Below are 25966 nucleotides of genomic sequence, written 5' to 3' on the forward strand. Positions count from 1 at the left end.
CACTCTACCCAAATGCTCGCATCGGCGAGATTAAGCGAATTCCCAATCCTCGCTGAGCCTCGCGGCCTGCTCCAGCACCGTCTGCGTGGCCTGCTCCTGCTTGTCCGGCGGATAGCCGTATTTGCGCAGGATACGCTTCACCAGCACCCGCAAATTGGCGCGAACGTTCTCGCGGACAGTCCAGTCGATCGTCACATTGGCGCGGACGGTGGCGACCAGTTCGCGGGCGATCGTCCGCAGGGCGCTGTCGCCCATCACTTTGACGGCGCTATCGTTGGTCTCCAGCGCATCATAGAACGCTACTTCGTCGTCGGTGAGGCCGAGAGCTTCGCCACGCAATGCGGCCTGGCGCATGTGTTTGGCGAGCTGAATCAGTTCCTCGATAACCTTGGCGGTCTCGATCGCCCGATTTTGGTATCGCCGCAGCGCCTGCTCCAGCATTTCGGAGAACGTCCGCGCCTGCACCAGATTGCGGCGTGAGCGGGTTTTGATCTCGCCTTTCAGCAGCTTCTGCAGCAGCTCGACCGCGAGATTCCGCTGCGGCATGGCCCGCACGTCGGCCAGGAACTCGTCGGACAGAATCGAGATGTCCGGCTTCTTCAGGCCGGCGGCGGCGAAGATGTCGACGACCTTGTCCGACACCATCGCCCGCGACACGATCTGGCGGATGGCGTGGTCGATGTCCTCGCTGCTCTTACGCTCGCCGGTCTCGTTCTTGGAGAGCACGGCGCGCACCGCCTGGAAGAAGCCGACGTCGTCGCGGATCTGGATCGCTTCGGCGTGGGGCACCGCGAGCGCAAACGCCTTCGACAATTCGTCCACCGCTTGAATCAACCGGGCCTTGCCGTTGTCCTGAGCGAGGATGTGCTCCTGCGCGGCCGGAAGCAGCGTGATCCGTTGGGCCGGACTGCCGCTCAGCCAATACGACCAGTCTAAACCGTGGAACAGGCCGCGGCAGACCTCGTATTTCTCCAGCATCACCGCGACCGCTTCGTCCTGGTCCAGCGCCGTGCGGCCGGTGCCGCCGGCTTCGGTGTAGGTGACCAGCGCCTGCCGCAATTCCTCGGCGAGACCGAGATAGTCGACCACCAGACCGCCCGGCTTGTCCTTGAACACCCGGTTGACCCGCGCGATCGCCTGCATCAGGCCGTGGCCGCGCATCGGCTTGTCGAGATACATCGTCGACAGGCTCGGCGCGTCGAAGCCGGTGAGCCACATGTCGCGGACGATCACCAGCTTGAACGGGTCCTTGGCGTCGCGAAACCGCTCGGCCAGATCCTCGCGCCGCTTCTTGCTGCGGATGTGCGGCTGCCAGTCGATCTGATCGGACGCCGATCCAGTCATCACGATCTTCATCGCGCCGGTCGCGTCGTCATCGCTGTGCCAATCCGGCCGCAGCCGAACGATGGCATCGTACAGCGCCACGGCGATGCGGCGACTCATCACCACCACCATCGCCTTGCCGTCCATCGACGACAGCCGCGCCTCGAAATGCTCGACCAGATCGCGAGAGACCAGCGCGACCCGGTTCTCCGAACCGACCACCGCTTCGAGCTGCGCCCAGCGGCTCTTGAGCCTCTCCTTGCGCTCGACTTCCTCGCCTTCGGTCGCCTCCTCGAAATCCGGATCGATCCGCGGGCGCTCGGAGGCTTTCAGTTCGAGCTTGGCGAGCCGGCTTTCGTAATAGATCGGCACCGTGGCGCCGTCGATCACTGCGCGCTGGATGTCGTAGACGCTGATGTAGTCGCCGAACACCGCGCGGGTGTTGGCGTCGGTCTGCTCGATCGGCGTGCCGGTGAAGCCGATGAACGAGGCGTGCGGCAGCGCATCGCGCATGTGGCGGGCGAAGCCGTCGACGAAATCGTACTGGCTGCGGTGGGCTTCGTCGGCGATCACTACAATGTTGCGACGCTCCGACAGCACCGGGTGACGGTCGCCCTTCTCTTCCGGAAAGAATTTTTGGATGGTGGTGAACACCACGCCGCCAACGTCGACCTTAAGCTTCGCGCGCAGATCGGCGCGATCCTCGGCTTGCACCGGCAACTGGCGCAACAGCTCGCGGCAGCGTGCGAAGGTGCCGAACAACTGCTCGTCGAGATCGTTGCGGTCGGTCAGCACCACGATGGTCGGATTTTCCATCTCCGGCGCGAGGATCACGCGGCCGGCATAGAACGCCATCGTCAGGCTCTTGCCGGAGCCTTGGGTGTGCCACACCACGCCGACGCGGCGGTCGCCCTCGGCGCCGCCCGGCATCGGCCCGGCGTGATAGTGGCCGTTCTCTTCGGCAAAGCCCTGCGCCTTGTGCCAGCTCTGCGCCGGGATCGCGGCCCGCAGCGTCTCCTCCAGCGCGACGTTGACGGCATGAAACTGGTGATAGCCGGCGATCTTCTTCACCAGCTTGCCGTCCTCGAACGTCTCGAACACGATGAAGTAGCGCAAGAGGTCGAGAAACCGCCGCTTGTCGAACACGCCTTCCAGCAGCACCTGCAATTCGGCGAGCCCGGTCGGCTGATCGCGGCCGGTGATGGTGCGCCACGGCTTGAACCATTCCCGCCCGGCGCCGAGCGAACCGATCCGCGCCTGCGCGCCATCGGAGGCGACCAGCACGGCATTGGCGGCGAACAGCGCCGGGATCTGCGCCTGATAGGTCTGCAATTGGCGATACGCCGCCCAGATGTCGGCGTCTGCGTCGGCGGCGTTCTTCAGCTCGATCACCCCCAGTGCCAGGCCGTTGACGAACACCACCACGTCCGGCCGGCGCTGATGCTGTCCTTCGGCGACCGTGAACTGATTGACCGCGAGCCAATCGTTCTGCGCCGGCTGGTCGAAATCGATCACCCGCGCCTGCGCCCCACCGATCGAACCGTCGGGCCGACGAAACTCGACCGTGACGCCGTCGACCAGCAGGCGATGGACGGCGCGGTTGCGCTCGATCAGCGTCGGAGCATCGAGCCGCATCAATTTGCGATGCGCCTCCTCCAGTGCCTCGGCCGGCAGCTCAGGATTGAGCCGCGCCAGCGCCGCCCGCAGCCGCCCCTGCAGCACCACGTCGCGGCAGCCGGAGCCGTCACGCTCGGCCGCCGGCTCACCGGCGCCGATCTCCGGCCCATGCAGCACGGCATAGCCGAGGCCACCGAACCATTCGAGCGCTGCCTCCTCGACGACGGATTCGGTGAAGCTACTCACGGCTCGGGCTTCCTCGGGGTCAGCAGCTTCGCCTCAGCTTCGAGCCTGGCCAAATCCTCGGCCTCCTCCTGCTCCGCTTCGGCCGCCTCGACGGCGCGGCGGTTGGCGTCGAAAGTGTCAAAGCGGGCGTGGGCGATCTCGCTCATCTGCTCGTGCGACATCCGTCCCTTGCCCTGCAAGACGTCGCGTTCGTTGAAGGCCAGGAAGCGGTCGGTCTGGACGATCCAGTCGGCCATCCGGGTCTCCTGCCGGCGCGAGGCGCGGTCCTCGGCGAAGTCGAGGAACATCGTGGTGAGCCGATTGAGGGATTCGATCTCCTCGGCGTCGAGGTAATTCTTGGAGATCGTAACGTCGGCCTTGCGCACCCGGTCGCCGCCAAAGCTGGTCAGCGCCATGTTCGGCTTGGCGGGATCGGCGCGGGCAACGATCAGCTCGGCGGCGGTCTGGCCGGTGACCGCGAACACCAACTTGTTCTGGATGGTGGCGAAGAACGCCTTGGCGGTCTCGGCGGTGCCGTCGTAGTCGACGCTGGTGGCTTTGAACAGGTCGCGTAGTTTTTGATAGAACCGCTTCTCCGAGGCGCGGATGTCGCGGATGCGGCGCAGCAGTTCGTCGAAATAGTCGAGGCCGCCGGGCTCCTTGAGCCGGACATCGTCGAGCACGAATCCCTTGACCAGATAGTCGCGCAGCACGGTCGTCGCCCAGCGCCGGAACTGGCTGCCGCGCGGGCTGCGAACCCGGTAGCCGACCGCCAGAATGGCGTCGAGATTGTAGGCTTTCACAGAGCGCCGGACCGATCGGGTGCCCTCCTGCTGAACTTGTAAGAAATCCTTACAAGTTGCCGCCTCGTCCAGTTCGCCGTCGCCGAAGATGGTGCCGAGGTGCTGGGTGACGTTTTGCGGCGTGGTGTCGAACAGCGCCGCGATCTCGGCCTGGGTCAACCACACTGTGCCGTCGACCACCCGCAACTGCACCACATTCCGCCCGTCCTCGGTGCGGTACAGGATCAACTCGCCGCGGGACGGGATGTCGGTCATGCCACCGCCTCGACGATCTTCTCCGCGGCTTTGACGCGCAGTTCGCCGGAGATCAGTTTGGGCAGGAGTGTGTCGCGGAGGGCGATCAGCGAACGAGACTGTCGGGCCGCCGAGGTAATCTTTGCGAAGATGGGGCGTACTAGGCGTCCAAATTGCTCTGCGATCGCGTCGTCGGGAACGGCGATCAAGTAGTGTGACAGCGATTCGGCAGGCACCCGTTGCCGTCCACTTGAGCCGGTCATGCTCTGGATTGCAAAATCTCGAAACGATTCACTTCGAGCTAAGCAGTAGCCGAATTCCTCGGGCAGCGGCGGCATCGGCCGCATGACTATGTACTCGGTCGACCCCCAGCCAACCTGATCATCCTCCAGGAAATCCACGAATGCGGTCTTTCCGTTCTCAAGGCAGGGTGTAATTCGCGCGACAAGGGTGTCGCCATTTACGAACCTCATCCCCGATCCGAAGGGCCGGTCGATGACGTCGCCCGCACAATGACCTCGTGTCGGCATATTGGCCATATCGAGATAGGGCGCAACGTCGCCCTTACGAAGGGATCGCGATGGATTCACTTCGATGGCCTGAGGAAGCGGTTTGATCTGCCAGCCCAGCGGTGAAAGACCAAGCTCAGCTTCAATCAGCGTATCTGGAAACAAGCCGGATAGCTCAGTCGGTGTTCCGGAAATTCGACCCTCCGCCTTCGCCCGCACCGGATCGAAATCCACGAACCACGATTTGAACAGCGCCCGCGCCATCGCCTCCAGCGTCTCGTTCATCCGCCGGTTCAGCTCGATCTTGTCGTCAAGCGTGCCGAGGATTTCGGCGATCGAATGTTGCTCGGTTAGCGCCAGCATAGGGATAGGCAAATCGCGCAACGTTCCAAGGTTTATCTTCTGCGTCACGCTCCCTTGAAGCCTTGAAGTCAACCAATGAACTGCGGCCGGTGACTTCAAACAATAGTCGACAAAACGATGATTGACTGCGTCGTTAAGTGCAACAACCGCGACGTCCCGCGAAACGTTGGCGCCGATCAAACTCGGAGGCACAATGGCTGTATGACCCGGCTCTGCAATCAGATTGATAAGGATCTCGCCGCCCTTGAGAATTGTACGTCGAAATTGTTGACTAACCTCTTCCGATACTCGTTTCTCATGATCAAAAACGATCTGGCCGTTTCGGATGTCTCCGCCCCTAATGACCGGCACTCCGTCAGGTACGAAGCCGCCAACTTTGACAATCCCATAAGTAATTCCCCTGTCCGGATCACAGAGATCGCCCAGAGGACTGAAGTCAAGATCACCCCCCATACCCGAGCTCCCTCAGGTTGGCGGCGATCGCGGCGTCCAGCTTCGCGCCCTCCTCCTGCTGCGCGCGCAACGTCTTCGCCAGCCGAGCCATCTTGTCGGCGAACGGCTCGTCGTCCTCTTCGGCCGCCGCAGCGCCGACGTAGCGGCCAGGCGTCAGCGCGTAGCCGTGCTGCTTGATATCATCGAGCTTGGCCGCCTTGCAGAAGCCGGGCACGTCTTCGTAAGCGCCGGCGTCCCTGTCGCCGCGCCAGGCGTGGTAGGTGCCAGCGATCTTGGCGATGTCAGCGTCGGTCAGCGCGCGATGGACGCGATCGGTCAGCGTACCGAGCTTGCGCGCGTCGATGAACAGCGTCTCGCCGCGGCGGTCGCGGAAGCGGCCGTAGGACTTGGTGCGCGCCAGAAACCACAGGCAGACCGGGATCTGCGTCGAGTAGAACAATTGGCCCGGCAGCGCCACCATGCAGTCGACCAGATCGGCCTCGACGATCGCCTTGCGGATCTCGCCCTCGCCGGACTGGTTCGACGACATCGAGCCGTTGGCGAGCACGAAGCCGGCCTGCCCGGTCGGGCCGAGGTGATGGATGAAATGCTGCACCCAGGCGAAGTTGGCGTTGCCGGCCGGCGGCGTGCCGTACACCCAGCGTTGGTCGTCCTTCAAGAGATCGCCGCGCCAGTCGGAATCGTTGAACGGCGGATTGGCCAGCACGTAGTCGGCCTTCAGGTCGGGATGACCGTCATTGTGGAAGGTGTCGCCGTGGGCGATCCGGGCGTCGATGCCGCGGATCGCCAGATTCATCTTGGCGAGCCGCCAGGTGGTGTAGTTCGACTCCTGGCCCCAGATCGAGATGTCGTTCTTGGCCTTGCCGCCATTGCCGTTGCCGCTCGCATGAGCGTGGATGAAATTCTCGCTCTGCACGAACATGCCGCCGGAGCCGCAGCACGGATCGTAGACCCGGCCCTTGTAAGGCGCGAGCATCTCGACCAGCACCCGGACGACGTGGGACGGCGTGTAGAATTGGCCGCCGCTCTTGCCCTCGGCGCTGGCGAAGCGCGACAAGAAATACTCGTAGACCCGGCCGAGCGTGTCCTTGGCGCGGTCCGCCGGCGCGCCGAGCGCGATGTCGCTGACGAGATTGATGATCTGGCCGAGCCGCTGCTTGTCCAGACCAGGCCTGGCGTAATCCTTGGGCAGCACGCCCTTGAGCGAGACGTTGTCGCGCTCGATCGCCTCCATGGCGTCGTCGACCAGCTTGCCGATGGTCGGCTGCGGCGCCATCGCCTTCAGGTAGCCCCAGCGCGCCTCCGGCGGCACCCAGAAGATATTTGCCGCGCGATACTCGTCCGGGTCCTCCGGATCGGCGCCCTGCGTGCGCTCGGCTTCCAGTTCGGCATGCTTGGCCTCGAACGCGTCGGAGATGTATTTCAGGAAGATCAGCCCGAGCACGACATGCTTGTACTCGGCCGCATCCATGTTGTTGCGCAGCGCGTCGGCTGCGGCCCACAGCTTGGCCTCGAAGGCTCCATTTTCGTTGCTGGAATTGGTCTGGCTGGTTTCCGCCTTCTTACGCTTCCCCGGACTTCTCGACATTTTCTCGTTCGACTCGCGTGTAACGTGTGCGCCCTGTTTACGACATTGCGGCGCTATTCTGCAGTCCCCTTTTGATGAACACCAATCGCATCGACAGGCGGCCGCAAAACGCAAACGGCGCCCTTTCGGGCGCCGCTGAGTTCGTTGGGTGTCGCTCGCCGCTAGTGGGCGGTCAGGCCGCCGCCGGCTTCGTCGGAGGCTTCCGCGCTGTCCGGGGTGCCGGGCATCTTGGTGTCCTCTTCCCAGACGATCGGCACCGGCGCGCGGGTCAGCGCGTTGGCGATCACCTCGTCCATCCGGGCGACCGGGATGATGTTGAGACCGCCCTTGATCGCGTCAGAGATCTCGGTGAGATCCTTGGCGTTGTCCTCGGGGATCAGCACCGTCTTGATGCCGCCGCGAGCCGCGGCGAGCAGCTTCTCCTTGAGGCCGCCGATCGGCAGCACCCGGCCGCGCAGCGTGATTTCGCCGGTCATGGCGATGTCACGGCGGATCGGGATGCCGGTCAGGACCGAGACGATGGTGGTGGCCATCGCCACGCCGGCCGACGGGCCGTCCTTCGGGGTCGCCCCCTCCGGCACGTGAACGTGGATGTCACGCTTCTCGAAGAACGGCGGCTCGATGCCGAATGTGATCGCCCGGCTGCGGACGTAGGACGCCGCCGCCTGGATCGATTCCTTCATGACGTCGCGCAGGTTGCCGGTGACCGTCATCCGGCCCTTGCCCGGCATCATCACGCTTTCGATCGTCAGCAGCTCACCGCCGACGTCGGTCCACGCCAGACCCGTCACCACACCGACCTGATCGTCCTTCTCGATCTCGCCGAACCGGAATTTCGGCACGCCGAGATATTCTTCGATCTGCTTCTCGTCGATGTGCACCGACTTCTTCTTCGACAGCATCAGCTCCTTCACCACCTTGCGGGCGAGTGTGGAGATTTCGCGCTCGAGATTACGCACGCCCGCTTCGCGGGTGTAGCGGCGGATCACGAGCAGCAATGCCGCGTCGTCGATCGACCATTCCTTGGAGTCGAGGCCGTGCTTGGTCAGCGCCTGCGGAATCAGGTGCTTGCGCGCGATCTCGACCTTCTCGGTCTCGGTGTAGCCGGCGATCCGGATGATCTCCATGCGGTCCATCAGCGGCCCCGGAATGTTCAGGGTGTTCGCCGTGGTGATGAACATCACGTTGGACAGATCGTAGTCCACCTCGAGATAGTGGTCGTTGAAGGTGCCGTTCTGCTCGGGGTCGAGCACCTCGAGCAGCGCCGAGGACGGATCGCCGCGGAAGTCGGCGCCCATCTTGTCGATCTCGTCCAGCAGGAACAGCGGATTCGAGGTCTTCGCCTTCCGCATCGACTGGATGATCTTGCCGGGCATCGAGCCGATGTAGGTGCGGCGGTGACCGCGGATCTCGGCCTCGTCACGCACGCCGCCGAGCGACACGCGCACGAACTCGCGTCCGGTCGCCTTGGCGATCGACTTGCCGAGCGAGGTCTTGCCGACGCCGGGCGGACCGACGAGGCACAGGATCGGGCCGCTCAGCTTGTTGGCGCGCGACTGCACCGCCAGATACTCGACGATCCGCTCCTTGACCTTCTCCAGCCCGTAGTGATCGGAGTCGAGCACGGCCTGCGCCGCCTCGAGATCCTTCTTCACCTTGGACTTCTTGTTCCACGGGATCGACAGCAGCCAGTCGAGATAGTTGCGCACGACGGTCGCTTCCGCGGACATCGGCGACATCTGGCGCAGCTTCTTCAGCTCGTGCTGCGCCTTGTCGCGCGCTTCCTTGGTCAGCTTGGTCTTGGCGATCTTCTCTTCGAGTTCGGCGAGTTCGTCCCGGCCGTCTTCGTCGCCGAGCTCCTTCTGGATCGCCTTCATCTGCTCGTTGAGATAGTACTCGCGCTGGGTCTTCTCCATCTGCCGCTTGACGCGGCTGCGGATGCGCTTTTCGACCTGCAGGACGGAGATCTCGCTCTCCATCAGGCCGAGCACCTTCTCCAGACGCTGCGTCACCGACAGCGTCTCCAGGATGCCCTGGCGATCGGCGATCTTGACGGCGAGATGCGAGGCGACGGTGTCGGCGAGCTTGGCGAAGTCGGTGATCGACTGCACCACGCCGACGACTTCGGCCGAGATCTTCTTGTTGAGCTTCACGTAGCTCTCGAAGTCGGACACCACCGAGCGCGACAGCGCCTCGGCTTCCACCGAATTGGCGTCGCTGTCTTCGAGCGCGGCGGCGGTGGCCTCGTAGTAATCGGCGCGGTCGGTGTACTTGTCGACCTTGGCGCGCGCGAGGCCTTCGACCAGCACCTTGACGGTGCCGTCGGGCAATTTCAGGAGCTGCAGAACGCTGGCGAGCGTGCCGATCTCATAGATCGCATCGGGCGCCGGATCATCATCGGACGCGTTTTTCTGCGTCGCCAGCATGATCAGCGCGTCGTTCTTCATCACCTCTTCGAGGGCGCGGATCGACTTCTCGCGGCCGACGAACAACGGCACGATCATGTGCGGGAACACGACGATGTCGCGCAGCGGAAGAACCGGATAGGAGTGGCTTTCGCCGTAGGTGATCGATGGCCTGGGTTTGGTGGCGGTCATGGCCCCGTTCCTTTCGTTTTGCCCCCTCGCCCTCGGCCCGCCATCGGCGCTGCCGTCACGAGGTGCGGAGGTGTCCGGTCTTCTCCGGCCAATCGCGGCCTCGGTCTCCGGAATGATTGCGGCGAATCCTGAAAACGCTTGTCATCGCCGAACGATTAGGTGGCTATCCGATAGTGGGGTGTCAAGTCGTGGAAAACGCAACGATTTGTCGGCTTTCGCACAGGATGTTGATGCACGGAGGCGGGCCGCGACACGTGTGCGGCGGCCCGTCCTGATCGTTGCCAGCGGCGGCCCTCAGGCCACTGCTTCGGCGCGGCGCATCAAGCGCTGGCGCTGCTCTCGGCCGCACGGTCGGTGCGGTCAGCGTAGATGTAGAGCGGCCGTGCGGTGCCCTCGACCACTTCGCGCGAGATCACCACTTCCTCGACGCCTTCGAGGCCGGGCAGATCGAACATGGTCTCGAGCAGGATGCTCTCCAGGATCGATCGCAGGCCGCGTGCGCCGGTCTTGCGCTCGATCGCCTTGCGGGCAACCGCGCCGAGCGCCTCGTCGGCGAAGGTGAGCTCGACGTTCTCCATTTCGAACAGGCGCTGGTACTGCTTGACCAGCGCGTTCTTCGGATCGGTCAGGATCTTCTTCAGCGAGTTCTCGTCGAGGTCTTCCAGCGTGGCGACCACCGGCAGACGGCCGACGAATTCCGGGATCAGACCGTACTTGAGCAGATCCTCGGGCTCGACGTGGCGGAAGATTTCACCGGTGCGGCGATCTTCCGGCGCCAGCACCTGCGCGGCGAAGCCGATCGAAGTGGTCCGGCCGCGCGACGAGATGATCTTCTCGAGGCCAGCGAACGCACCACCGCAGATGAACAGGATGTTGGTGGTGTCGACCTGCAGGAATTCCTGCTGCGGATGCTTCCGCCCGCCCTGCGGCGGCACGGAGGCGACGGTGCCTTCCATGATCTTGAGCAGCGCCTGCTGGACGCCCTCGCCCGAAACATCGCGGGTGATCGAAGGATTGTCCGACTTGCGGCTGATCTTGTCGATTTCGTCGATGTACACGATGCCGCGCTGCGCCCGCTCGACATTGTAGTCGGCCGCCTGCAGCAGCTTCAGGATGATGTTCTCGACGTCCTCGCCGACATAGCCGGCTTCGGTCAGCGTCGTCGCATCCGCCATCGTAAACGGCACGTCGAGAATCCGCGCCAGCGTCTGCGCCAGCAGCGTCTTGCCCGAACCGGTCGGACCGATCAGCAGGATGTTCGACTTCGCCAGCTCGACGTCGTTGTGCTTGGTCTGGTGGTTCAGCCGCTTGTAGTGATTGTGCACGGCGACCGACAGCACCTTCTTGGCATGGCCCTGACCGATCACGTAGTCGTCGAGGACCTTGCAGATTTCCTTCGGCGTCGGGATGCCGTCGCGCGACTTCACCAGCGAGGATTTGTTCTCCTCGCGAATGATGTCCATGCAGAGTTCGACACACTCATCGCAGATGAAGACCGTGGGGCCAGCGATCAGCTTGCGGACCTCGTGTTGGCTCTTTCCGCAGAACGAGCAGTACAGGGTGTTCTTGGAGTCGCTCGTGCCGACCTTACTCATTTCTATCTCCGTCCGCCGTTCGGTCTCTTCCGGTCATCGCCAGGCCCGAGGCGAGCCGGGTTGACGAGGTTCAAGGTAGCAAAATCCGTACCAGAAAAGACCCCCGCATCAGTCTGGTCGCGAACCGCGACCGAGTTCGAATCCCCCAAGCACTTCGTCGATCAGGCTCAGCCAACCAGACTGGCACCCGTCTATCAAGAATTCGCTAATCGGCCGAACGCCGGCCGACGTGACAATAGCGTGATTTGCTGCGTGTGCGCGACCCTTGGTCGCTGAAATCAACGCAGCGTTGCGCCATTGTCACGGGGAATTCCGGCACGAAAGCGGAACATTGGGGCTTTCCTGTGAGAAGCCCGAGGTCGGTATCCCGACCTCGGAGAACTCGGCTCAGGCCGCCTTCGGGGCCGGCGCGGGATCTTCGGGGCGCTTCTCGATCACCTTGTCGACGATTCCGAATTCCCTCGCCATCTCGGCGGTGAGGAACTTGTCGCGCTCCAGCGCATCCTCGATCGCCTTGTAGGTCTGGCCGGTGTGGTGAACGTAGATCTCGTTGAGCCGCTTCTTCAGGTTCAGGATCTCCTGAGCGTGCAGCATGATGTCGGTCGCCTGGCCCTGGAAGCCGCCGGACGGCTGATGCACCATGATGCGGGCGTTCGGCAGCGAGAACCGCATGTCCTTGTGGCCGGCGGCGAGCAGCAGCGAGCCCATCGAGGCGGCCTGACCGGTGCACAGGGTGGAGACCGGCGGACGGATGAACTGCATGGTGTCGTAGATCGCCAGGCCCGACGTCACCACCCCGCCCGGCGAGTTGATGTACATCGAGATTTCCTTCTTCGGATTTTCCGCCTCGAGGAACAGAAGCTGGGCGACGATCAGCGTCGACATGCCGTCTTCGACCGGGCCGGTCACGAAGATGATCCGCTCTTTCAGGAGGCGCGAGAAGATGTCGTAGGCTCGTTCGCCGCGGTTGGTCTGCTCGACCACCATCGGCACGAGGTTCATGTAGGTTTCCACCGGATCGCGCATAAATCACCTGAGGGTTGTCGTGGGCGACAGCTCGCGGGAGCGACAAAAACGGCTCCGCCGCGGGCGTTCGCCCCGTGATGCAGGACGTGAAGCGAGGTCACAGATATGAGCCGATTGCGCGGCGACAAGGGTGAGCCCCGTTTCCACCCGTGAGTTGATACCGATTCGGCCAGTGCCGGCAAAACCGACGATCGGCTTTCCGCCCGATCGGGGCGGCTTTCGCGCCGGATCGTTAACGGCTTCCGCACAGATAGGACGCACCGCGCCGTACCCTCCTCCGCGGCACGTCAAGACGCGCCCATAGGGCCGTCCCCCACGACGAGGCGTTGGAAACAAAATGATCAGACCGGCGTCCGTAGTCGCTCGTTGGCAATTTGCGCGTATTGCGGATCGATCTCGAACCCGACGAAGCGGCGGTCGAGCTGCTTGGCCGCCAGCAGGGTGGTGCCGCTGCCGGCAAACGGGTCGAGCACGATCTGGCCCGGCTGGGTGGTGAGTTCGATCAGAGCCGACATCAGTTGCAGCGGCTTCTGGGTCGGGTGCAGGCCGCCCTCGCCCGCAGCAAATCCGCTTCTGATGATGTTGTCGGGCCGCTCGAAATGCCGGACGAACGCCTCTTCGTTGTAGGCCCCGACGCCGTGTTCGAGCACGTTGTCGGCGATCGTGATGCGGTACGGCTTGAAACACCAGATGATCGGCTCGAATGACGGCCGCAGATTGCCGACGCGCCAGCCGTCCCACAGCGCCGCCGACTGCACGTCGCCCCGACGCTCGAACACGATGCTGAGCCGCTGCGCCCGATGCGGCGCGCGGTCACGCACCCACGCCAGCATGTCGCGGTAGTTGAAGCCGGCATCCTCCAGCGCGGCGATGCCACGGTGCATCAGGCGGCGGCCGGCGAACACGATCGCGGCTCCTCCCGGCTTCAGTACGCGCAGCCATTCGCCGGCCCACGAGCTGCACCACTCGTAGTATTCCCGAGGGATCGCACGGTCGGCGTCGGACCAGCCGTTGATCGGCTTGCCGCGCTTCTTGAAGATGGCACCGGCCTTCTCCTGAGCCGGGCTGTTGCCGAGGTAGGCGGAGTTGGTGTTGGAGTGCAGCACGTCCCAGTCGTCGACACCGATGCCGTAGGGAATATCGCTCAGGATCAGGTGCACCGAATTGCTCGGCAGCTTCTTCAGCGCCGCCAGACAGTCCGCATTGTGAAGGACGTCCAATTCCAGGTCTGCAGTCCCGGTACCGTCCTCGGACCTGAGAATGTCGCTGCGCCGCTTCAACGGTGAGAAGTGTGGGACGGGCTCGGCCATGAATGGACCCTGCGGCTCGGTGGTCTCTGCCGGCGATTCGTCGATACCGCCGGCCACATCTTCGCGCGCTCCACGCTCTGCGTCGACCGATGGCATCGACGCCGCTACCGCCGATGCGAAACGGCCGCCGCGACGAGTGTCGCGACGGCCGCTGGATCGAACAGGAAGACGACGGATCAGGCCGCGGTCTTGTCGTCCTCGTCCTTGTAGAGCTCCTCGCGGGTAACCGGCTTCTCGGTCACGTTGGCGAGCTCCAGGATGAAGTCGACCACCTTGTCTTCGTAGATCGGGGCGCGGAGCTGCGCGACCGCTTCCGGATTGGAGCGGTAGAAGTCCCAGACTTCCTTCTCGCGGCCCGGCATCTGACGGGCGCGCTCGATCACCGCACGGCTGACTTCGTCGTCGGTGACCTGGATCTTGTTCTTCTCGCCGATCTCCGACAGCACCAGGCCGAGACGAACGCGGCGGTCGGCAATCTTGCGATACTCTTCCTTGGCGGCGTCCTCGGTGGTGTTCTCGTCCGCAAAGGTCTTGCCGGTCGACTGCATCTCGGCGTTGATCGAGCGCCACATCACTTCGAACTCCTGCTCGATCAGCGACGGCGGAGCATCGAACTTGTGGGCTTCGTCGAGGCGGTCGAGCAGCTGGCGCTTGACCTTCAGACGCGCCGCGCCGGCGTATTCGGCGGCGAGCCGGGACTTGGCGGCTTCCTTCAGCTTGTCGAGCGATTCCAGGCCGAGGGTCTTGGCGAACTCGTCGTCGATGGTGACGTCCTGCGGCGCCTCGAGCTTGGTCGCGGTGGTCTCGAACTCGGCCGGCTTACCGGCCAGCGTCTCGCTGGCGTAGTTGGCCGGGAACGACACCTTGATGGTGCGGGTCTCGCCCACGGCGATGCCGACGAGCTGGTCCTCGAAGCCCGGAATAAAGCTGGCCGAGCCGATCACCACCGGGATGTCCTCGCCGGTGCCGCCGTCGAACGCGACGCCGTCGATGGTGCCCTTGAACGACACGGTGACGCGGTCGCCGGTCTCGGCCTTGGCGCCCTCGGCCTTGTCGGCGTAGGCGCGGTTGGATTCGGCGATCCGCTTGATCGCTTCATCGACGTCCGATTCGCCGACCTCGACCACCGGCTTCTCGACCGAGAAGCTCTTGAAGTCGGCCAGTTCGATCGCCGGCACGACTTCGATCGCGACGGTGTAGTTGAGATCGGACTTGCCCTCGAGGATCTCCTCGATCTCCTTCTGGTCCTGCGGCATGGTGATCTTCGGCTCGGTCGCGAGCCGGAAGCCGCGCTCGGTGAAGATGCCGTCATTGGTGTCGCGGACCAGCTTGTCGATGGTCTCGGCGGCGACCGAACGGCCGTAGACGCGCTTCAGATGGGCGGTCGGCACCTTGCCCGGACGAAAGCCGTTGAGGCGCACTTTGTCCTTCAGATCGGCGAGCTTCTCGTCGATCTTGGCGTCGATGTCCGCAGCCGGGACATTGACCTGGAATTCGCGCTTCAATCCGTCGGCAACGGTTTCCTTGACCTGCATGGCGTCAATCTTCTTCTCTTGGCTCCGGCCGAAGGACCGGAAATGGTCGAACTGTGCGATGTGGCCTCGCGGCCTGCATCAACGGGGTGGCGGACATCCGTCCTGGCGGACGGCCCTCCGAAAAACTCGTCATGAGCAAAAGCACTTGCGTGGTGCGGGCGGAGGGACTCGAACCCCCACAACTTTCGTCACTGGAACCTAAATCCAGCGCGTCTACCAATTCCGCCACGCCCGCGAAGAGCATCATGTCCGGCCGCGATGCCGCGGGCGGCGGCTTATAACATGACATATAGGGCCCGCATCAAGAGAAACCCGCAGCTTTTGCAAGCCCAAGCCAGCAGCCGTAGCACGCCCGCAGCCGTCAGCATGGAACTCAGCACTGAGAAGCCGCTGACGTCGCCCGCCGGGCATAGACCGGCGAGCTAGCCGCCCGCGATCATCAGTGACCGGACGCGCTCGTAGAGTTTGTTGCCGCGGTCGACCAGATACTGGCCTCGCGAGCGGAAATCCCCGGGGACGGGCCGAATCTCGATGATCGACAGGCCGGGCCGGTCCTGGTGGCCGCGCTCCGACATCAAGGCGCAGATCCGCGAGATGGTGCCATCCTTCAGACCGGTGCGATCGGCGAGCTCGCGCTGGGTGATCCCGGGGGTCCCGCCGATCTGCAGCAGCACGAGGATCTGATTGGCGGTGATGTCGGGATTAATCTCGCGAAACGCATCGAGAATAAGGGCAAGTCGTTCGATCCAGCCCGCGTCTTCGGTCTTCGTCATGATGGAGAAGGCAACCTCGTCGGTCGGTAATGTGAAACCAGCTCATACGAACCGAATCTCATCGCCTCCAAGCATCAGATTGTCGCAGACTGGACAGCGCGCATCGAACATGGTCCGCATCGCGGATGACCGTTCAGCCGCCTGCCCTGTCCCGCCGCGCCGTGCTCGCCGGCTTCGGCACTATGATCACCGCGCCGGTCCTACATATCGGCGACGCTGCCGCAGCGCCGCCGCACAAAGCGCTGACGATCCGCGCCGCGCCCGGCAGCGTCGTGCTGAAACCTGGAGCAGCGCCGCTGGCGCGGCCGTCGCTGACGCTCGAGGCGCCGGCTTTGACCCGCGGCGACGAGGTCGCGGTGCAGTTCGACAACCAGCTCGACCAGCCCGCGCTGTTGACGCTGCGTGGCCTCGACGGTGCCGCGAGCGCCGAACCGCTGGTCAAGACCAAGCCGGTGCCGCCCGGCGGCAGCGATCGGTTTCTGTTGTCGCTGCGCTCGGCCGGCACGCTTCTCGCTGACCTCCGCCTGACCGCAGACGGCGGCTCCGCGCCGATGCCGGCGCTGCCGCTGATCGTCAGCGAAGCCGAGCCGCCGCAGGCCGACGGCGATCAGGTGGTGCTGATCGAGGATTTCCGGCTCGGCGACGACGGCAAGCTCCGCCCCTCGGGCGTCGATGTCGGCGCCACGCCGTGGCTGTACACGGTCAACGGCAAGCCCTCGGCGGAGTTTACGCTACGCGCCAATGGCCGATTTAGATTCCGCTTCATCAATGCCTGCCAACGCAATGTGATCGCGCTCAGAATCGAGGATCACAACGTTTGGGTGATGGCCCTGGACAGCCAGCCGGCCGAGCCGTTTCTGGCGCGCGGCGGAGCGCTTGTGATCGCCGCCGGCGGCCGGGTCGACGTGCTGATCGACGCCGCAAAGCCGCCCGGCTCGAGCGCCGCGATCACGCTGCACGACGGCGGCAAGCCGGTCCCGCTGGCGCGGCTGGTCTATGCCGGCGATCCGCCGCTGCGCCCCGCGCCGCTACCGCAGCCTGCGCCGTTCCCAGCCAACGGCCTGCCTGCGCAACTCCCGCTCGGCGGCGCGCTGCGCACCGAGCTGCTGCTCGGCGCCCTGGTCAATGCCCAGCTCGACTGGTTCGCGCCCGACAAGTTCAATCCCGCCGCCGGCCCGGCGTTTCAGGTCAAGCGCGGCCGCACCGTGGTGCTGGCGCTGACCAACCACGCCACCTCCCCGATGGTGTTTCACCTGCACGGCCACCATTTCCGGCTGCTCGACCGGCTCGACGACGGCTGGAAGCCGTTCTGGCTCGACACCCTGGCAATCGACGCCGGCCAGACCCAGCGGATCGCGTTTGCGGCCGAATATCCGGGGCTGTGGCTGATCGAGGCCTATGCGGCCAAATGGTCGGAGCCGCGGCTTCTCCGCAGCTATCTCGTGACTTGAACCAACGGTTCCAGCCCTCTGCGAAACCTGGACTCTTTTCAAAGCCTCAGTACGCGATCCCGAGCGCATCGTAGAGCCGCCGGTGCACCCCCGGCAGCGTCTCGGTCAGATCCTCCGCGATCAGGCCGGGGCCAGCTTCGCACGCCGCTTCGCCATGCATCCAGACGCCGATGCAGGCCGCCTCGAACGCCGGGACGCGCTGCGCCAGCAGGCCGGTGATAATCCCGGTCAGCACGTCGCCCGAACCGGCGGTCGCCAGCCAGGGCGGCGCATTGCAGGCGATCGCAGCACGTCCGTCCGGTGCAGCCACCACCGTATCGGCCCCTTTGAGCAGCACCACCGCCCCTGAGCGCTGCGCCGCGACGCGCACCCGCTCAAGTTTAGAGCGAAGTGGATTTTTGTTGCTCATATCACTGAAGAGCCGAGGGAATTCGCCTTCGTGAGGGGTGAGGACAACCTGTGGATTACTTGTGGATTTGATCGCCTCGAACAGCTCCTCGGGACGGCCGGCGAAGCTGGTCAGCGCGTCGGCATCCAGCACCAGTCCGGTGCCGGCCATCAGCGCCGCCAGCACCTTGCCCTGGGTCGCCTCGCCGATCCCGGCCCCCGGCCCGATCCCGACCGCATTGAAGCGCCGGTCGGCCAGCATCGTCCCGAGCTCGCCCGCCGTGTCGATCGGCCGCACCATCACGGCGGTCAGCGCCGCAGCATTGACCGCCAGCGCTTCGCGGGGCGACGCCACCGTCACGAGGCCGGCGCCGGCGCGCAGCGCCCCGCGCGCGGCCAGCCGCGCCGCGCCGGTCTGCGACAGCTCGCCCGACACCACCACGGCATGGCCGCGACCGTATTTGTGGCCGTCGGCGCGCGGCACCGGGAAATCGTGCAGCCACAGGTCGGGATCGTTCTCGAACGCCTGCGGCCGGATTTCGCCGAGCACGTCGGGCTCGATGCCGATATCCACCAGCCGCACCCGGCCGCAATGCAGCCTGCCCGGCAGCAACAGGTGTCCAATCTTGCGCCGGAAGAAGGTGACGGTCTCGCGTGCCCGGATCGCCGCCCCCATCACCGCGCCGGTGGCGCCGTTGATGCCGCTCGGCAGATCGACTGCGAGCACCGGGGCTCCGGCAGCGTTGACCGCCTCGATGATCTCCAGCGCCTGATCCTTGACCGGGCGATTGAGGCCGGAGCCGAACAGCGCGTCGACGATCAGCGCCGGCGCGCCGATCGATTGGGTCAGGAACGGCAGCAGCGGCCCCTTCCACTCTCGCGCCGCCAGCGCCGCGTCGCCCTTCAGCGCGTCGCGCCCGCCGAGTAGCATCACGTGCACCGTGCGCCCCAATGCAACTAATTCGGTCGCCGCGATCAGTCCGTCACCGCCATTGTTGCCGGGACCGGCAATCACCAGGATCGGGCCCTCGTCGGCGAGTTCGATCGCGGCCTGCGCGACGTGACGGCCGGCATGCAGCATCAGCGCGAAGCCGGACGACCCGCCGGCGATCGTCAACAGGTCGGCGCGGTCCATTTCAGCGGGCGTCAACAGTTCCATGCCCAATTCCCGGTACACTCGCCTGCGGCGAAGGCAGCGCAACCCGCGCGCCGCGCCACATGCACAAGAGATGAGCTAATTGCCCTCAAATTAATCAGACAACGCCCGTAGAGCCTTCGCACAGTGGGCCACACGCCCGATTAATATCCTGATAAGGCTTCACAATCAGTCACCCTAGCAAATTGGCACGGACCCTGCTTTTACGGAAGCCAGTTTCGATCCCTCGCGCTCGCCTCTCGTAGGCGGGGTCGGCGCGATCGTCTTCGGGTTCCGGGCCTGGCGGGACTTGGGGGCGATGTCGCTCACCCAATCGGCCGCGGTGTCATCGATCAACTGCGCAGCGTCGCGCAATCTGGCATACACATGCCGACTCACGACGTGGGAAGTCCGGGGAGAGTGTAAGTGAAGAAGATCGAAGCCATCATCAAGCCGTTCAAGCTCGACGAGGTCAAAGAAGCGCTGCAGGAAGTCGGATTGCAGGGGATCACCGTCACCGAAGCCAAGGGCTTCGGCCGTCAGAAGGGTCACGCCGAACTGTATCGCGGGGCGGAATATATCGTCGACTTCCTGCCGAAAGTGAAAATCGAGATCGTGATCGCCGACGACCTTGTCGAGAGGGCGATCGACGCCATCCGGCGCGCCGCCCAGACCGGCCGCATCGGCGACGGCAAGATTTTCGTTTCCAACATCGAAGAAGCCATCCGCATCAGGACGGGCGAATCCGGACTGGACGCCATCTAAGCGCCGGGCCTATCACCTCGCCTGATCGAATCACCTGGCGGCCTGTCCGGCTGCCGTTTCACGACGACCCGAAGCAAAGGGGTACTCATGACGACCGCTAAAGAAGTCCTGAAATCCATCAAGGACAACGACGTGAAATACGTCGATCTGCGTTTCACCGATCCGCGCGGCAAGTGGCAGCACGTCACGTTCGACGTGTCGATGATCGACGAGGACATCTTCTCGGAAGGCACGATGTTCGACGGCTCCTCGATCGCCGGCTGGAAGGCCATCAACGAGTCCGACATGACGCTGATGCCCGATCCGGCGACCGCCACGATCGATCCGTTCTTCGCAGAGACCACCATGGTGATCACCTGCGACATCCTCGAGCCGTCGACCGGCGAGCCCTACAACCGCGACCCGCGCGGCATCGCCAAGAAGGCAGAGGCCCAGGTCAAGGCGCTCGGCATCGGCGACACCGTGTTCGTCGGCCCCGAAGCCGAGTTCTTCGTGTTCGACGACGTGCGCTATTCGGCGAACCCGTACAACACCGGCTTCAAGCTGGACTCGTCGGAACTGCCGACCAACTCGGACACCGAGTACGAAGGCGGCAACCTTGGCCACCGCATCCGCACCAAGGCCGGCTACTTCCCGGTGCCGCCGCAGGACTCGGTGCAGGACATGCGCTCCGAAATGCTCGGCGCGATGGCCAAGATGGGCGTCAAGGTCGAGAAGCATCACCACGAAGTCGCTTCGGCCCAGCACGAGCTCGGCATGAAGTTCGACACCCTGACCCACATGGCCGACCAGATGCAGATCTACAAGTACTGCATCCATCAGGTCGCCCACATCTACGGCAAGACCGCGACCTTCATGCCGAAGCCGGTGTACGGCGACAACGGCTCGGGCATGCACGTCCACCAGTCGATCTGGAAGGATGGCAAGCCGACCTTCGCCGGCAACAAGTACGCCGACCTGTCGGAAACCTGCCTCCACTACATCGGCGGCATCATCAAGCACGCCAAGGCGATCAACGCCTTCACCAACCCGTCGACCAACTCCTACAAGCGTCTGGTCCCGGGCTATGAAGCGCCGGTGCTGCTGGCCTACTCGGCCCGCAACCGCTCGGCCTCGTGCCGCATCCCCTACACCACCTCGCCGAAGGCCAAGCGCGTCGAAGTCCGCTTCCCGGACCCGATGGCCAATCCGTATCTCGCCTTCGCGGCAATGCTGATGGCCGGCCTCGACGGCATCAAGAACAAGATCGATCCGGGTCCGGCGATGGACAAGGATCTGTACGACCTGCCGAAGGAAGAGCTGAAGCAGATCCCGACCGTTTGCGGCAGCCTGCGTGAAGCGCTCGAGAGCCTCGACAAGGACCGCGCCTTCCTCAAGGCCGGCGGCGTGTTCGATGACGACTTCATCGACGCCTTCATCGAGCTGAAGATGACCGAAGTCGCGCGGTTCGAAATGACCCCGCACCCGGTCGAGTTCGAGATGTACTACTCGTACTAATCGCTTCCGCGATACCAGTTAGGGAAAGGCGCTCCTCGCGGGGCGCCTTTTTCTTTGCCCGACGGCCAGCGGCAGAGTCCGTCGCCCCGTCACGGTTGATTCAGCTCAAAGCCTCATTCATTCGAATGAATTAAACAAAGGCCAATGAGGTGCCGCCCATGACGTCCATTGGCAACGCTGCGCCGCTCCGCACTGCGCTGCTGTTCGGCGGCCAGAGCCGTGACACCCGCGCCCGCATGATCGAGGCGGCGATAGAGGTGTTCGGCTCGGTCGGCTACGACGGCGCCACCACCCGCCAGCTCGCCGAGCGGGCAAAAGTCAATCAGGCGGCGATCCCGTATCATTTCGGCGGTAAGCGCGAGCTGTACCTCGCCGCCGCGCAGGCGATCGCCGACTACATGCGATCCCGCATCGAGCCGCTGATCGATCAGCTCCGTACCGCCGCCGCCGATCCGGCCCGCCACATCGACGCGGTGGTGATGCGGTTCTTCCAGTTCATCGCCGGCGACGAGGAACCCGAAGCTTGGACCGTCTTCTTCGTCCGCTGCGAGCGCGACGCCGACGACGCTTTCCGGATCATCTATTATCAGTCGGTCGCGCGGTTTCAGGCCGCCTTGATCGCGGAAGTGGCAGCCGCCACCGGACGGTCGCCGGATGACGAGGACCTGAAGGTGCGGGTTGCGATCGTGCTCGGTGCCATCTCCAACTTCCGCACCCTGCGCAACGTCATGCTGAGTTCACTCGGCTGGGACACATTCGACGCCGCGCGGAAGCGAACAGTCGAGATCGCCGTCCGGCGGCTGGCGCTGGCCGAACTGCTCGGCATCCGCGCCGAGGACCAGTCAGGCGCCCCGTCTCCGTGCTCTGCAACCGAAGCCACACCTGCCTTCACCGACCTCGAAAGGAGGACTTCATGACCAAGCCAGATCTCGCACAAGCCTATATGGAATGGACCAAGCAGAAGCTCGATGAATCCGCCGCAACGCTCGCCAAGGTCGAGGAATCGGTCGCCAAGCTGAGCGACGCCTCGAGCGCCAAGGCACAGGAAGCGCTTGCCCAACTTCGCACCGCGCGCGACGCGTTCCAGACGCAGGTCAACGCGCTGCAGGCTGATCTCGGCGCCTCCAAGCAGGTGACCGACGCTGCGCTGTCGGCGGTCTCAGCACAGTGGAACGAGGTCGAACTCGCCTTCCAGAAATTCCTCGGCACCGCCGGCGATCAGGCCGGCGTGGTCAAGGATGCGCTTGCCGCCCGCGCCGAGGCGCAGCGCCAGGCGTTCCTGTCGTCGCTGGAGACGATCCAGACCAGTGCCGCCTCCGCGCTCGAACAGGGCCGCAAGGAGATGGAATCCTCGCTGCGCCGCTGGACCGAAGAGACCGAGAAGACGCTGGGCCCGAAGCTTACCCAATTGTCCGCCGCCGGCGACGAGACCTGGAACGCGCTGAAGGCCGGCCTCGACGAAACCGCCGCGGTCTACGAAAAGACCTGGGCCCGGATCTCGCAGGCGTTCACCAAGACGAAGTAACAGCACATCCAGCGTCTTGGCCGGGCTCGTCCCGGCCATCCACGTCTTCGACGACCTTGCACGGCCCTAAGACGTGGATGCCCGCGACGAGCGCGGGCATGACGGGTTGCGTATTTTCCTGCTCGTCAAATCAACCGCTCAGCTCAGCGGACCACCCCGCGCCAGCACCTCGGGGGCCGCAGCGATCGCCTCATACACCGTCTCGATCTCAGCCGCCGTGCTGCAATAGGGCGGCATCAGGTAGATGGTATTGCCGAGCGGACGGACCAGCAGGCCGCGGGCGATGAAGTACGCATACAGTCGCGGCCCGACGTCGGCGAGATAGCCGCTGTCGCCGACCTCGAGATCCACCGCAGCGATGGTGCCGATCTGCCGGACATTGGCGAAGCGCTTATCGTCGCGAAAGCGATCCAGTGCGCGGGTGTGCACGCCGGCGAGATCGTCGATCCGCTGCCGCACCGGCTCGCTTCCCCACACCTGAAGATTAGCCAGCGCTGCGGCGCAGGCGATCGGATTGGCGGTGTAGGAGCTGGAGTGGAAAAAGGTCTTGCGCCGGTCGGTCGAGAAATGCGCGTCAAAGATTTCGCGCCGGCACATCGTCACCGCGAGCGGCACCGAGCCGCCGGTCAGCCCCTTCGAGTAGCAGGCGATGTCGGGGACGACGTTCGCCTGTTCGCACGCGAACAGCGTGCCGGTGCGGCCCCAGCCGGTCATGACTTCGTCGGCGATCAGCAGCACGCCATGCGCCTTGCAGATCCGCGCCATCTCGGCCAGCACCCAGGGCGGATAGATCAGCATCCCGCCGGCCCCGAGCACCAGCGGCTCGACGATCAGCGCCGCCACCGCCTCGGCACGGCACGCCTGCTCCAGCGCGTCGAGCGTCGCCTGCTCGGCACCGGCCCGCGGGAACGGCAGCCGGCTGACGTCGAACAGCAGCGGATCGTAGGGCGCATTGAACACGCCGCGCTCGCCGACCGACATGCCGCCGATGGTGTCACCGTGATACGCGCCCTCCAGCGCCAGGATACGCCGACGGTTCTCGCCTGAATGCAACCAATAGCCGAGCGCCATCTTCAGCCCGACCTCGACCGAGGTCGAGCCACTGTCGGAGAAGAACACATGCGTCAGCTCGGGCGGCGTGATCTCGACCAGGCGCTGTGCGAGCTGCTCGGCCGGCGGATGCGTAAAGCCGGCGAAGATCACCTGATCGAGCCGGTCGGCCTGCTGCTTGATCGCGGCGATGATCGCAGGATGGCGGTGGCCATGCGTCACCACCCACCATGAACTGATCGCGTCGAAGATCCGGCGGCCGTCCTCGGCTTCGAGCCAGGCGCCCTCGCCGCGCACAATCGTCGGCGTCTCGCCCTGCACCGCATGCTGGGTGAACGGATGCCAGACCGGGGATGCGTGGCTCATGGCGCGTCTCCTTTGAAATCGCGAGGATCGAACGCCGCGGCGAAGGCTGCGCGCAGCGCGGCGGCATCGAGCGTCGCCAGCCACGGCAGCCGGCCGAGCCGGCGGGTGCGGCCGAGCTCGGTGATGATCTGTTCGGACTCGGCGTTTTCCTCGCCGAGGAATGCGACGCCGAGCAGCGGAATGTCGCGCGCCCTGATCGCCTCGATCGACAGCAGCGTGTGGTTGATGGTGCCTAGCGAAGTGCGCGCGCACAGCACCAGCGGCGCGCGCCAGCGCCCGAACACGTCGATGTAAGTCACCTCGCGCGTCAGCGGCACCATCAATCCGCCGGCGCCTTCGACCACCAGCGGACGCGCCACATCCGGAAGGTCGAGCGCGGCAACGTCAATCTCGATGCCGTCGATCGCGGCGGCGAGATGCGGCGAGGCCGGCGTCTTCAGCCGGTAGCGCTCCGGCAGGATGCGTTCGGCGGGCAATCCCGACAGCCGCTGCACTGCGCCGGAGTCGGTCTCGTCCTCGAGGCCGGACTGCACCGGCTTCCAATAGGTCGCGTCCAGCGCGCCGGCGAGCGCGGCGGCGAACACGGTCTTGCCGATGCCGGTGTCGGTGCCGGTGACGACGATGCGCGCGCTCATGCGGCGGCCCTCATGTCTTCGGCGAGGCCGTCGATCAGCGCGCCGATCACCTGTTCCGACAGGTTGGCGCTGAGCGCGATGCGCAGCCGCGCAGTGCCCTCCGGCACGGTCGGGGGGCGGATCGCGCGAACGTCGAATCCGCGCCGCTGCAGCGAGGCGGCGAGCGCCACCGCGGTGTGGTTGGCGCCGACGATGATCGGCAGGATGTGCGAACCCGACGAGGTGATCCCGCAGCGATGTTTCAGTTCGCGGTCGGCGAACGCGACCAGCTCGGCGAGACGCTGCCGCCGCTCCGGCCGGGTGCGGCTGATGTCGAGCGCGGCGCGCGTCACCGCTGCGATCAGCGGCGACGGCGCGGTGGCGAAGATGAACGGCCGCGCCCGATTGACCAGAAAGTCGCGCACGATCCTGGGCCCCAGCACGAAGCCGCCCATGGTGCCGAGCGCCTTGCCGCAGGTGTGCAGCGTGATCACATTGGGCCGGCCTTCGAACGCGGCGGCCAGTCCCCGCCCCTGCGGCCCGCAGACGCCGGTGGCATGCGCCTCGTCGATCACCAGCACCGCATCGTGCCGATCCGCCACCGCGAGGAACTGATCGATCGGCGGGCTGTCGCCGTCCATGCTGTACACACTCTCGATCGAAATCCAGGCACGGCCGCGCGCGCCACTCGCGCGCCACTGCCGCAGCCGCGCATCGAATGCCTCGACGTCATTGTGCGGCACGCTCTCGCACGCGGCACGGCCGCGGCGCATGCCTTCATGCACGCTGGCGTGGATCAGTTCGTCATACAGCACGAGATCGCCACGCTGCGGCAGCGTCGCGAAGATCGCATGGTTGGCGCCGAAGCCACCGCCGAGATACAGCGCGCTCTCGGCGCCGAAGTAATCGGCAGCTTCCGCTTCGAGCGCTTCGTGCTCCTCGTGATTGCCGCGCAGCAGACGCGAACCGCCCGCCCCGATCGGCACGCCGCGTGCGATCGCCTCGACTGCAGCCTGGCGCAGTTCGTCGGACTCGGCGAGGCCGAGATAATCGTTGGAGGTGAAGTCGACGCCGGCGCGCGGCTGAAGCTTGCGTCGCCGGCCCGCATCTTCGAGCGACCGCAGATCGGCTTCGAGGCTCTGATACATCGCTGATTGTCCTGGAGGTGCGGCCGTTCGGCCCGCACGAAGGCGGCGAGCGGCCCTGCCTGCCGTCACAGGTCGGG

General features: G+C 64.9%; 19 protein-coding genes and 1 tRNA gene. 5 read left to right on the forward strand and 15 right to left on the reverse strand.

The features are described 5' to 3' along the window. Positions 1-30 precede the first annotated feature (30 nt). The 11 genes from DY468_RS24905 to DY468_RS09170 form a co-directional block, all read right to left on the reverse strand. A complete protein-coding gene (locus DY468_RS24905) occupies positions 31-3186 on the reverse strand; it encodes a type I restriction endonuclease subunit R (RefSeq protein WP_164604450.1) in 3156 nt (1051 codons plus the stop codon). After that, positions 3183-4223, reverse strand: a complete 1041-nt coding sequence (locus tag DY468_RS09125; protein ID WP_164604452.1) for a virulence RhuM family protein — start codon at positions 4221-4223, stop codon at positions 3183-3185. Before DY468_RS09125 ends, DY468_RS24905 begins: the two co-directional genes overlap by 4 nt. Then, a complete protein-coding gene (locus DY468_RS09130) occupies positions 4220-5527 on the reverse strand; it encodes a restriction endonuclease subunit S (protein WP_164604454.1) in 1308 nt (435 codons plus the stop codon). Before DY468_RS09130 ends, DY468_RS09125 begins: the two co-directional genes overlap by 4 nt. Further along, positions 5517-7115, reverse strand: a complete 1599-nt coding sequence (locus DY468_RS09135) for a class I SAM-dependent DNA methyltransferase (protein WP_164604457.1) — start codon at positions 7113-7115, stop codon at positions 5517-5519. The genes DY468_RS09130 and DY468_RS09135 overlap by 11 nt, the downstream gene beginning before the upstream one ends. A 161-nt stretch (positions 7116-7276) precedes the next feature. Further along, positions 7277-9712, reverse strand: a complete 2436-nt coding sequence (lon, locus tag DY468_RS09140; RefSeq protein WP_164604459.1) for an endopeptidase La — start codon at positions 9710-9712, stop codon at positions 7277-7279. Positions 9713-10032: 320 nt separating this feature from the next. Continuing rightward, on the reverse strand, positions 10033-11307 hold the full coding sequence (gene clpX, locus DY468_RS09145; protein ID WP_164604460.1) for an ATP-dependent Clp protease ATP-binding subunit ClpX: 1275 nt from the start codon (positions 11305-11307) through the stop codon (positions 10033-10035). Positions 11308-11694: 387 nt separating this feature from the next. Further along, positions 11695-12333 carry an ATP-dependent Clp protease proteolytic subunit gene (locus DY468_RS09150; protein WP_011158510.1) on the reverse strand — a complete coding sequence of 213 codons (639 nt, stop codon included), beginning with the start codon at positions 12331-12333 and terminating at the stop codon, positions 11695-11697. Positions 12334-12674: 341 nt separating this feature from the next. Next, positions 12675-13643: a DNA-methyltransferase gene (locus tag DY468_RS09155; protein ID WP_164604462.1), complete on the reverse strand. Its 969-nt coding sequence runs from the start codon at positions 13641-13643 to the stop codon at positions 12675-12677. Between the two features lie 176 nt (positions 13644-13819). Beyond that, positions 13820-15178: a trigger factor gene (tig, locus tag DY468_RS09160; protein WP_164604464.1), complete on the reverse strand. Its 1359-nt coding sequence runs from the start codon at positions 15176-15178 to the stop codon at positions 13820-13822. Positions 15179-15328: 150 nt separating this feature from the next. After that, positions 15329-15413, reverse strand: a tRNA-Leu gene (locus DY468_RS09165). Positions 15414-15600: 187 nt separating this feature from the next. Next, positions 15601-15951, reverse strand: coding sequence for a MarR family transcriptional regulator (locus tag DY468_RS09170; protein ID WP_246700929.1), 351 nt, complete (start codon positions 15949-15951; stop codon positions 15601-15603). Between the two features lie 125 nt (positions 15952-16076). Here DY468_RS09170 and DY468_RS09175 point away from each other — a divergent pair, with 125 nt between their 5' ends. After that, entirely contained in the window at positions 16077-17402 is a 1326-nt protein-coding gene (locus DY468_RS09175) for a multicopper oxidase family protein (RefSeq protein WP_164604466.1), read from the forward strand. Between the two features lie 46 nt (positions 17403-17448). Here DY468_RS09175 and DY468_RS09180 read toward each other — a convergent pair whose 3' ends face one another. Then, a complete protein-coding gene (locus DY468_RS09180) occupies positions 17449-18948 on the reverse strand; it encodes an NAD(P)H-hydrate dehydratase (RefSeq protein ID WP_164604468.1) in 1500 nt (499 codons plus the stop codon). Between the two features lie 402 nt (positions 18949-19350). Here DY468_RS09180 and DY468_RS09185 point away from each other — a divergent pair, with 402 nt between their 5' ends. The 4 genes from DY468_RS09185 to DY468_RS09200 all read left to right on the forward strand — a co-directional run bounded on the left by DY468_RS09185 (position 19351) and on the right by DY468_RS09200 (position 22711). Beyond that, positions 19351-19689 (forward strand): P-II family nitrogen regulator, encoded by a 339-nt coding sequence (locus DY468_RS09185; RefSeq protein ID WP_164604470.1) that lies wholly within the window; start codon positions 19351-19353, stop codon positions 19687-19689. 87 nt (positions 19690-19776) lie between these two features. Next, positions 19777-21186 (forward strand): type I glutamate--ammonia ligase, encoded by a 1410-nt coding sequence (gene glnA / locus DY468_RS09190; RefSeq protein ID WP_164604473.1) that lies wholly within the window; start codon positions 19777-19779, stop codon positions 21184-21186. A gap of 158 nt (positions 21187-21344) precedes the next feature. Further along, positions 21345-22103, forward strand: a complete 759-nt coding sequence (locus DY468_RS09195; protein ID WP_164604475.1) for a CerR family C-terminal domain-containing protein — start codon at positions 21345-21347, stop codon at positions 22101-22103. Continuing rightward, positions 22100-22711 carry a hypothetical protein gene (locus DY468_RS09200; RefSeq protein ID WP_164604477.1) on the forward strand — a complete coding sequence of 204 codons (612 nt, stop codon included), beginning with the start codon at positions 22100-22102 and terminating at the stop codon, positions 22709-22711. The genes DY468_RS09195 and DY468_RS09200 overlap by 4 nt, the downstream gene beginning before the upstream one ends. 138 nt (positions 22712-22849) lie before the next feature. Here the strand turns inward: DY468_RS09200 and DY468_RS09205 are convergent, their stop codons facing one another. From DY468_RS09205 to DY468_RS09215, 3 genes are read right to left on the reverse strand one after another with little or no spacing between them, the layout of a single operon-like run. Next, a complete protein-coding gene (locus DY468_RS09205) occupies positions 22850-24127 on the reverse strand; it encodes an adenosylmethionine--8-amino-7-oxononanoate transaminase (RefSeq protein ID WP_164604479.1) in 1278 nt (425 codons plus the stop codon). Further along, on the reverse strand, positions 24124-24762 hold the full coding sequence (gene bioD, locus DY468_RS09210) for a dethiobiotin synthase (protein WP_164604481.1): 639 nt from the start codon (positions 24760-24762) through the stop codon (positions 24124-24126). The genes DY468_RS09205 and bioD overlap by 4 nt, the downstream gene beginning before the upstream one ends. Then, positions 24759-25889, reverse strand: a complete 1131-nt coding sequence (locus DY468_RS09215) for an 8-amino-7-oxononanoate synthase (RefSeq protein ID WP_164604483.1) — start codon at positions 25887-25889, stop codon at positions 24759-24761. Before DY468_RS09215 ends, bioD begins: the two co-directional genes overlap by 4 nt. Positions 25890-25966: the final 77 nt, after the last annotated feature.

Origin of the sequence: Rhodopseudomonas sp. BR0M22, assembly GCF_010907035.1 — a bacterium.
Taxonomy (GTDB): Bacteria; Pseudomonadota; Alphaproteobacteria; order Rhizobiales; family Xanthobacteraceae; genus Rhodopseudomonas.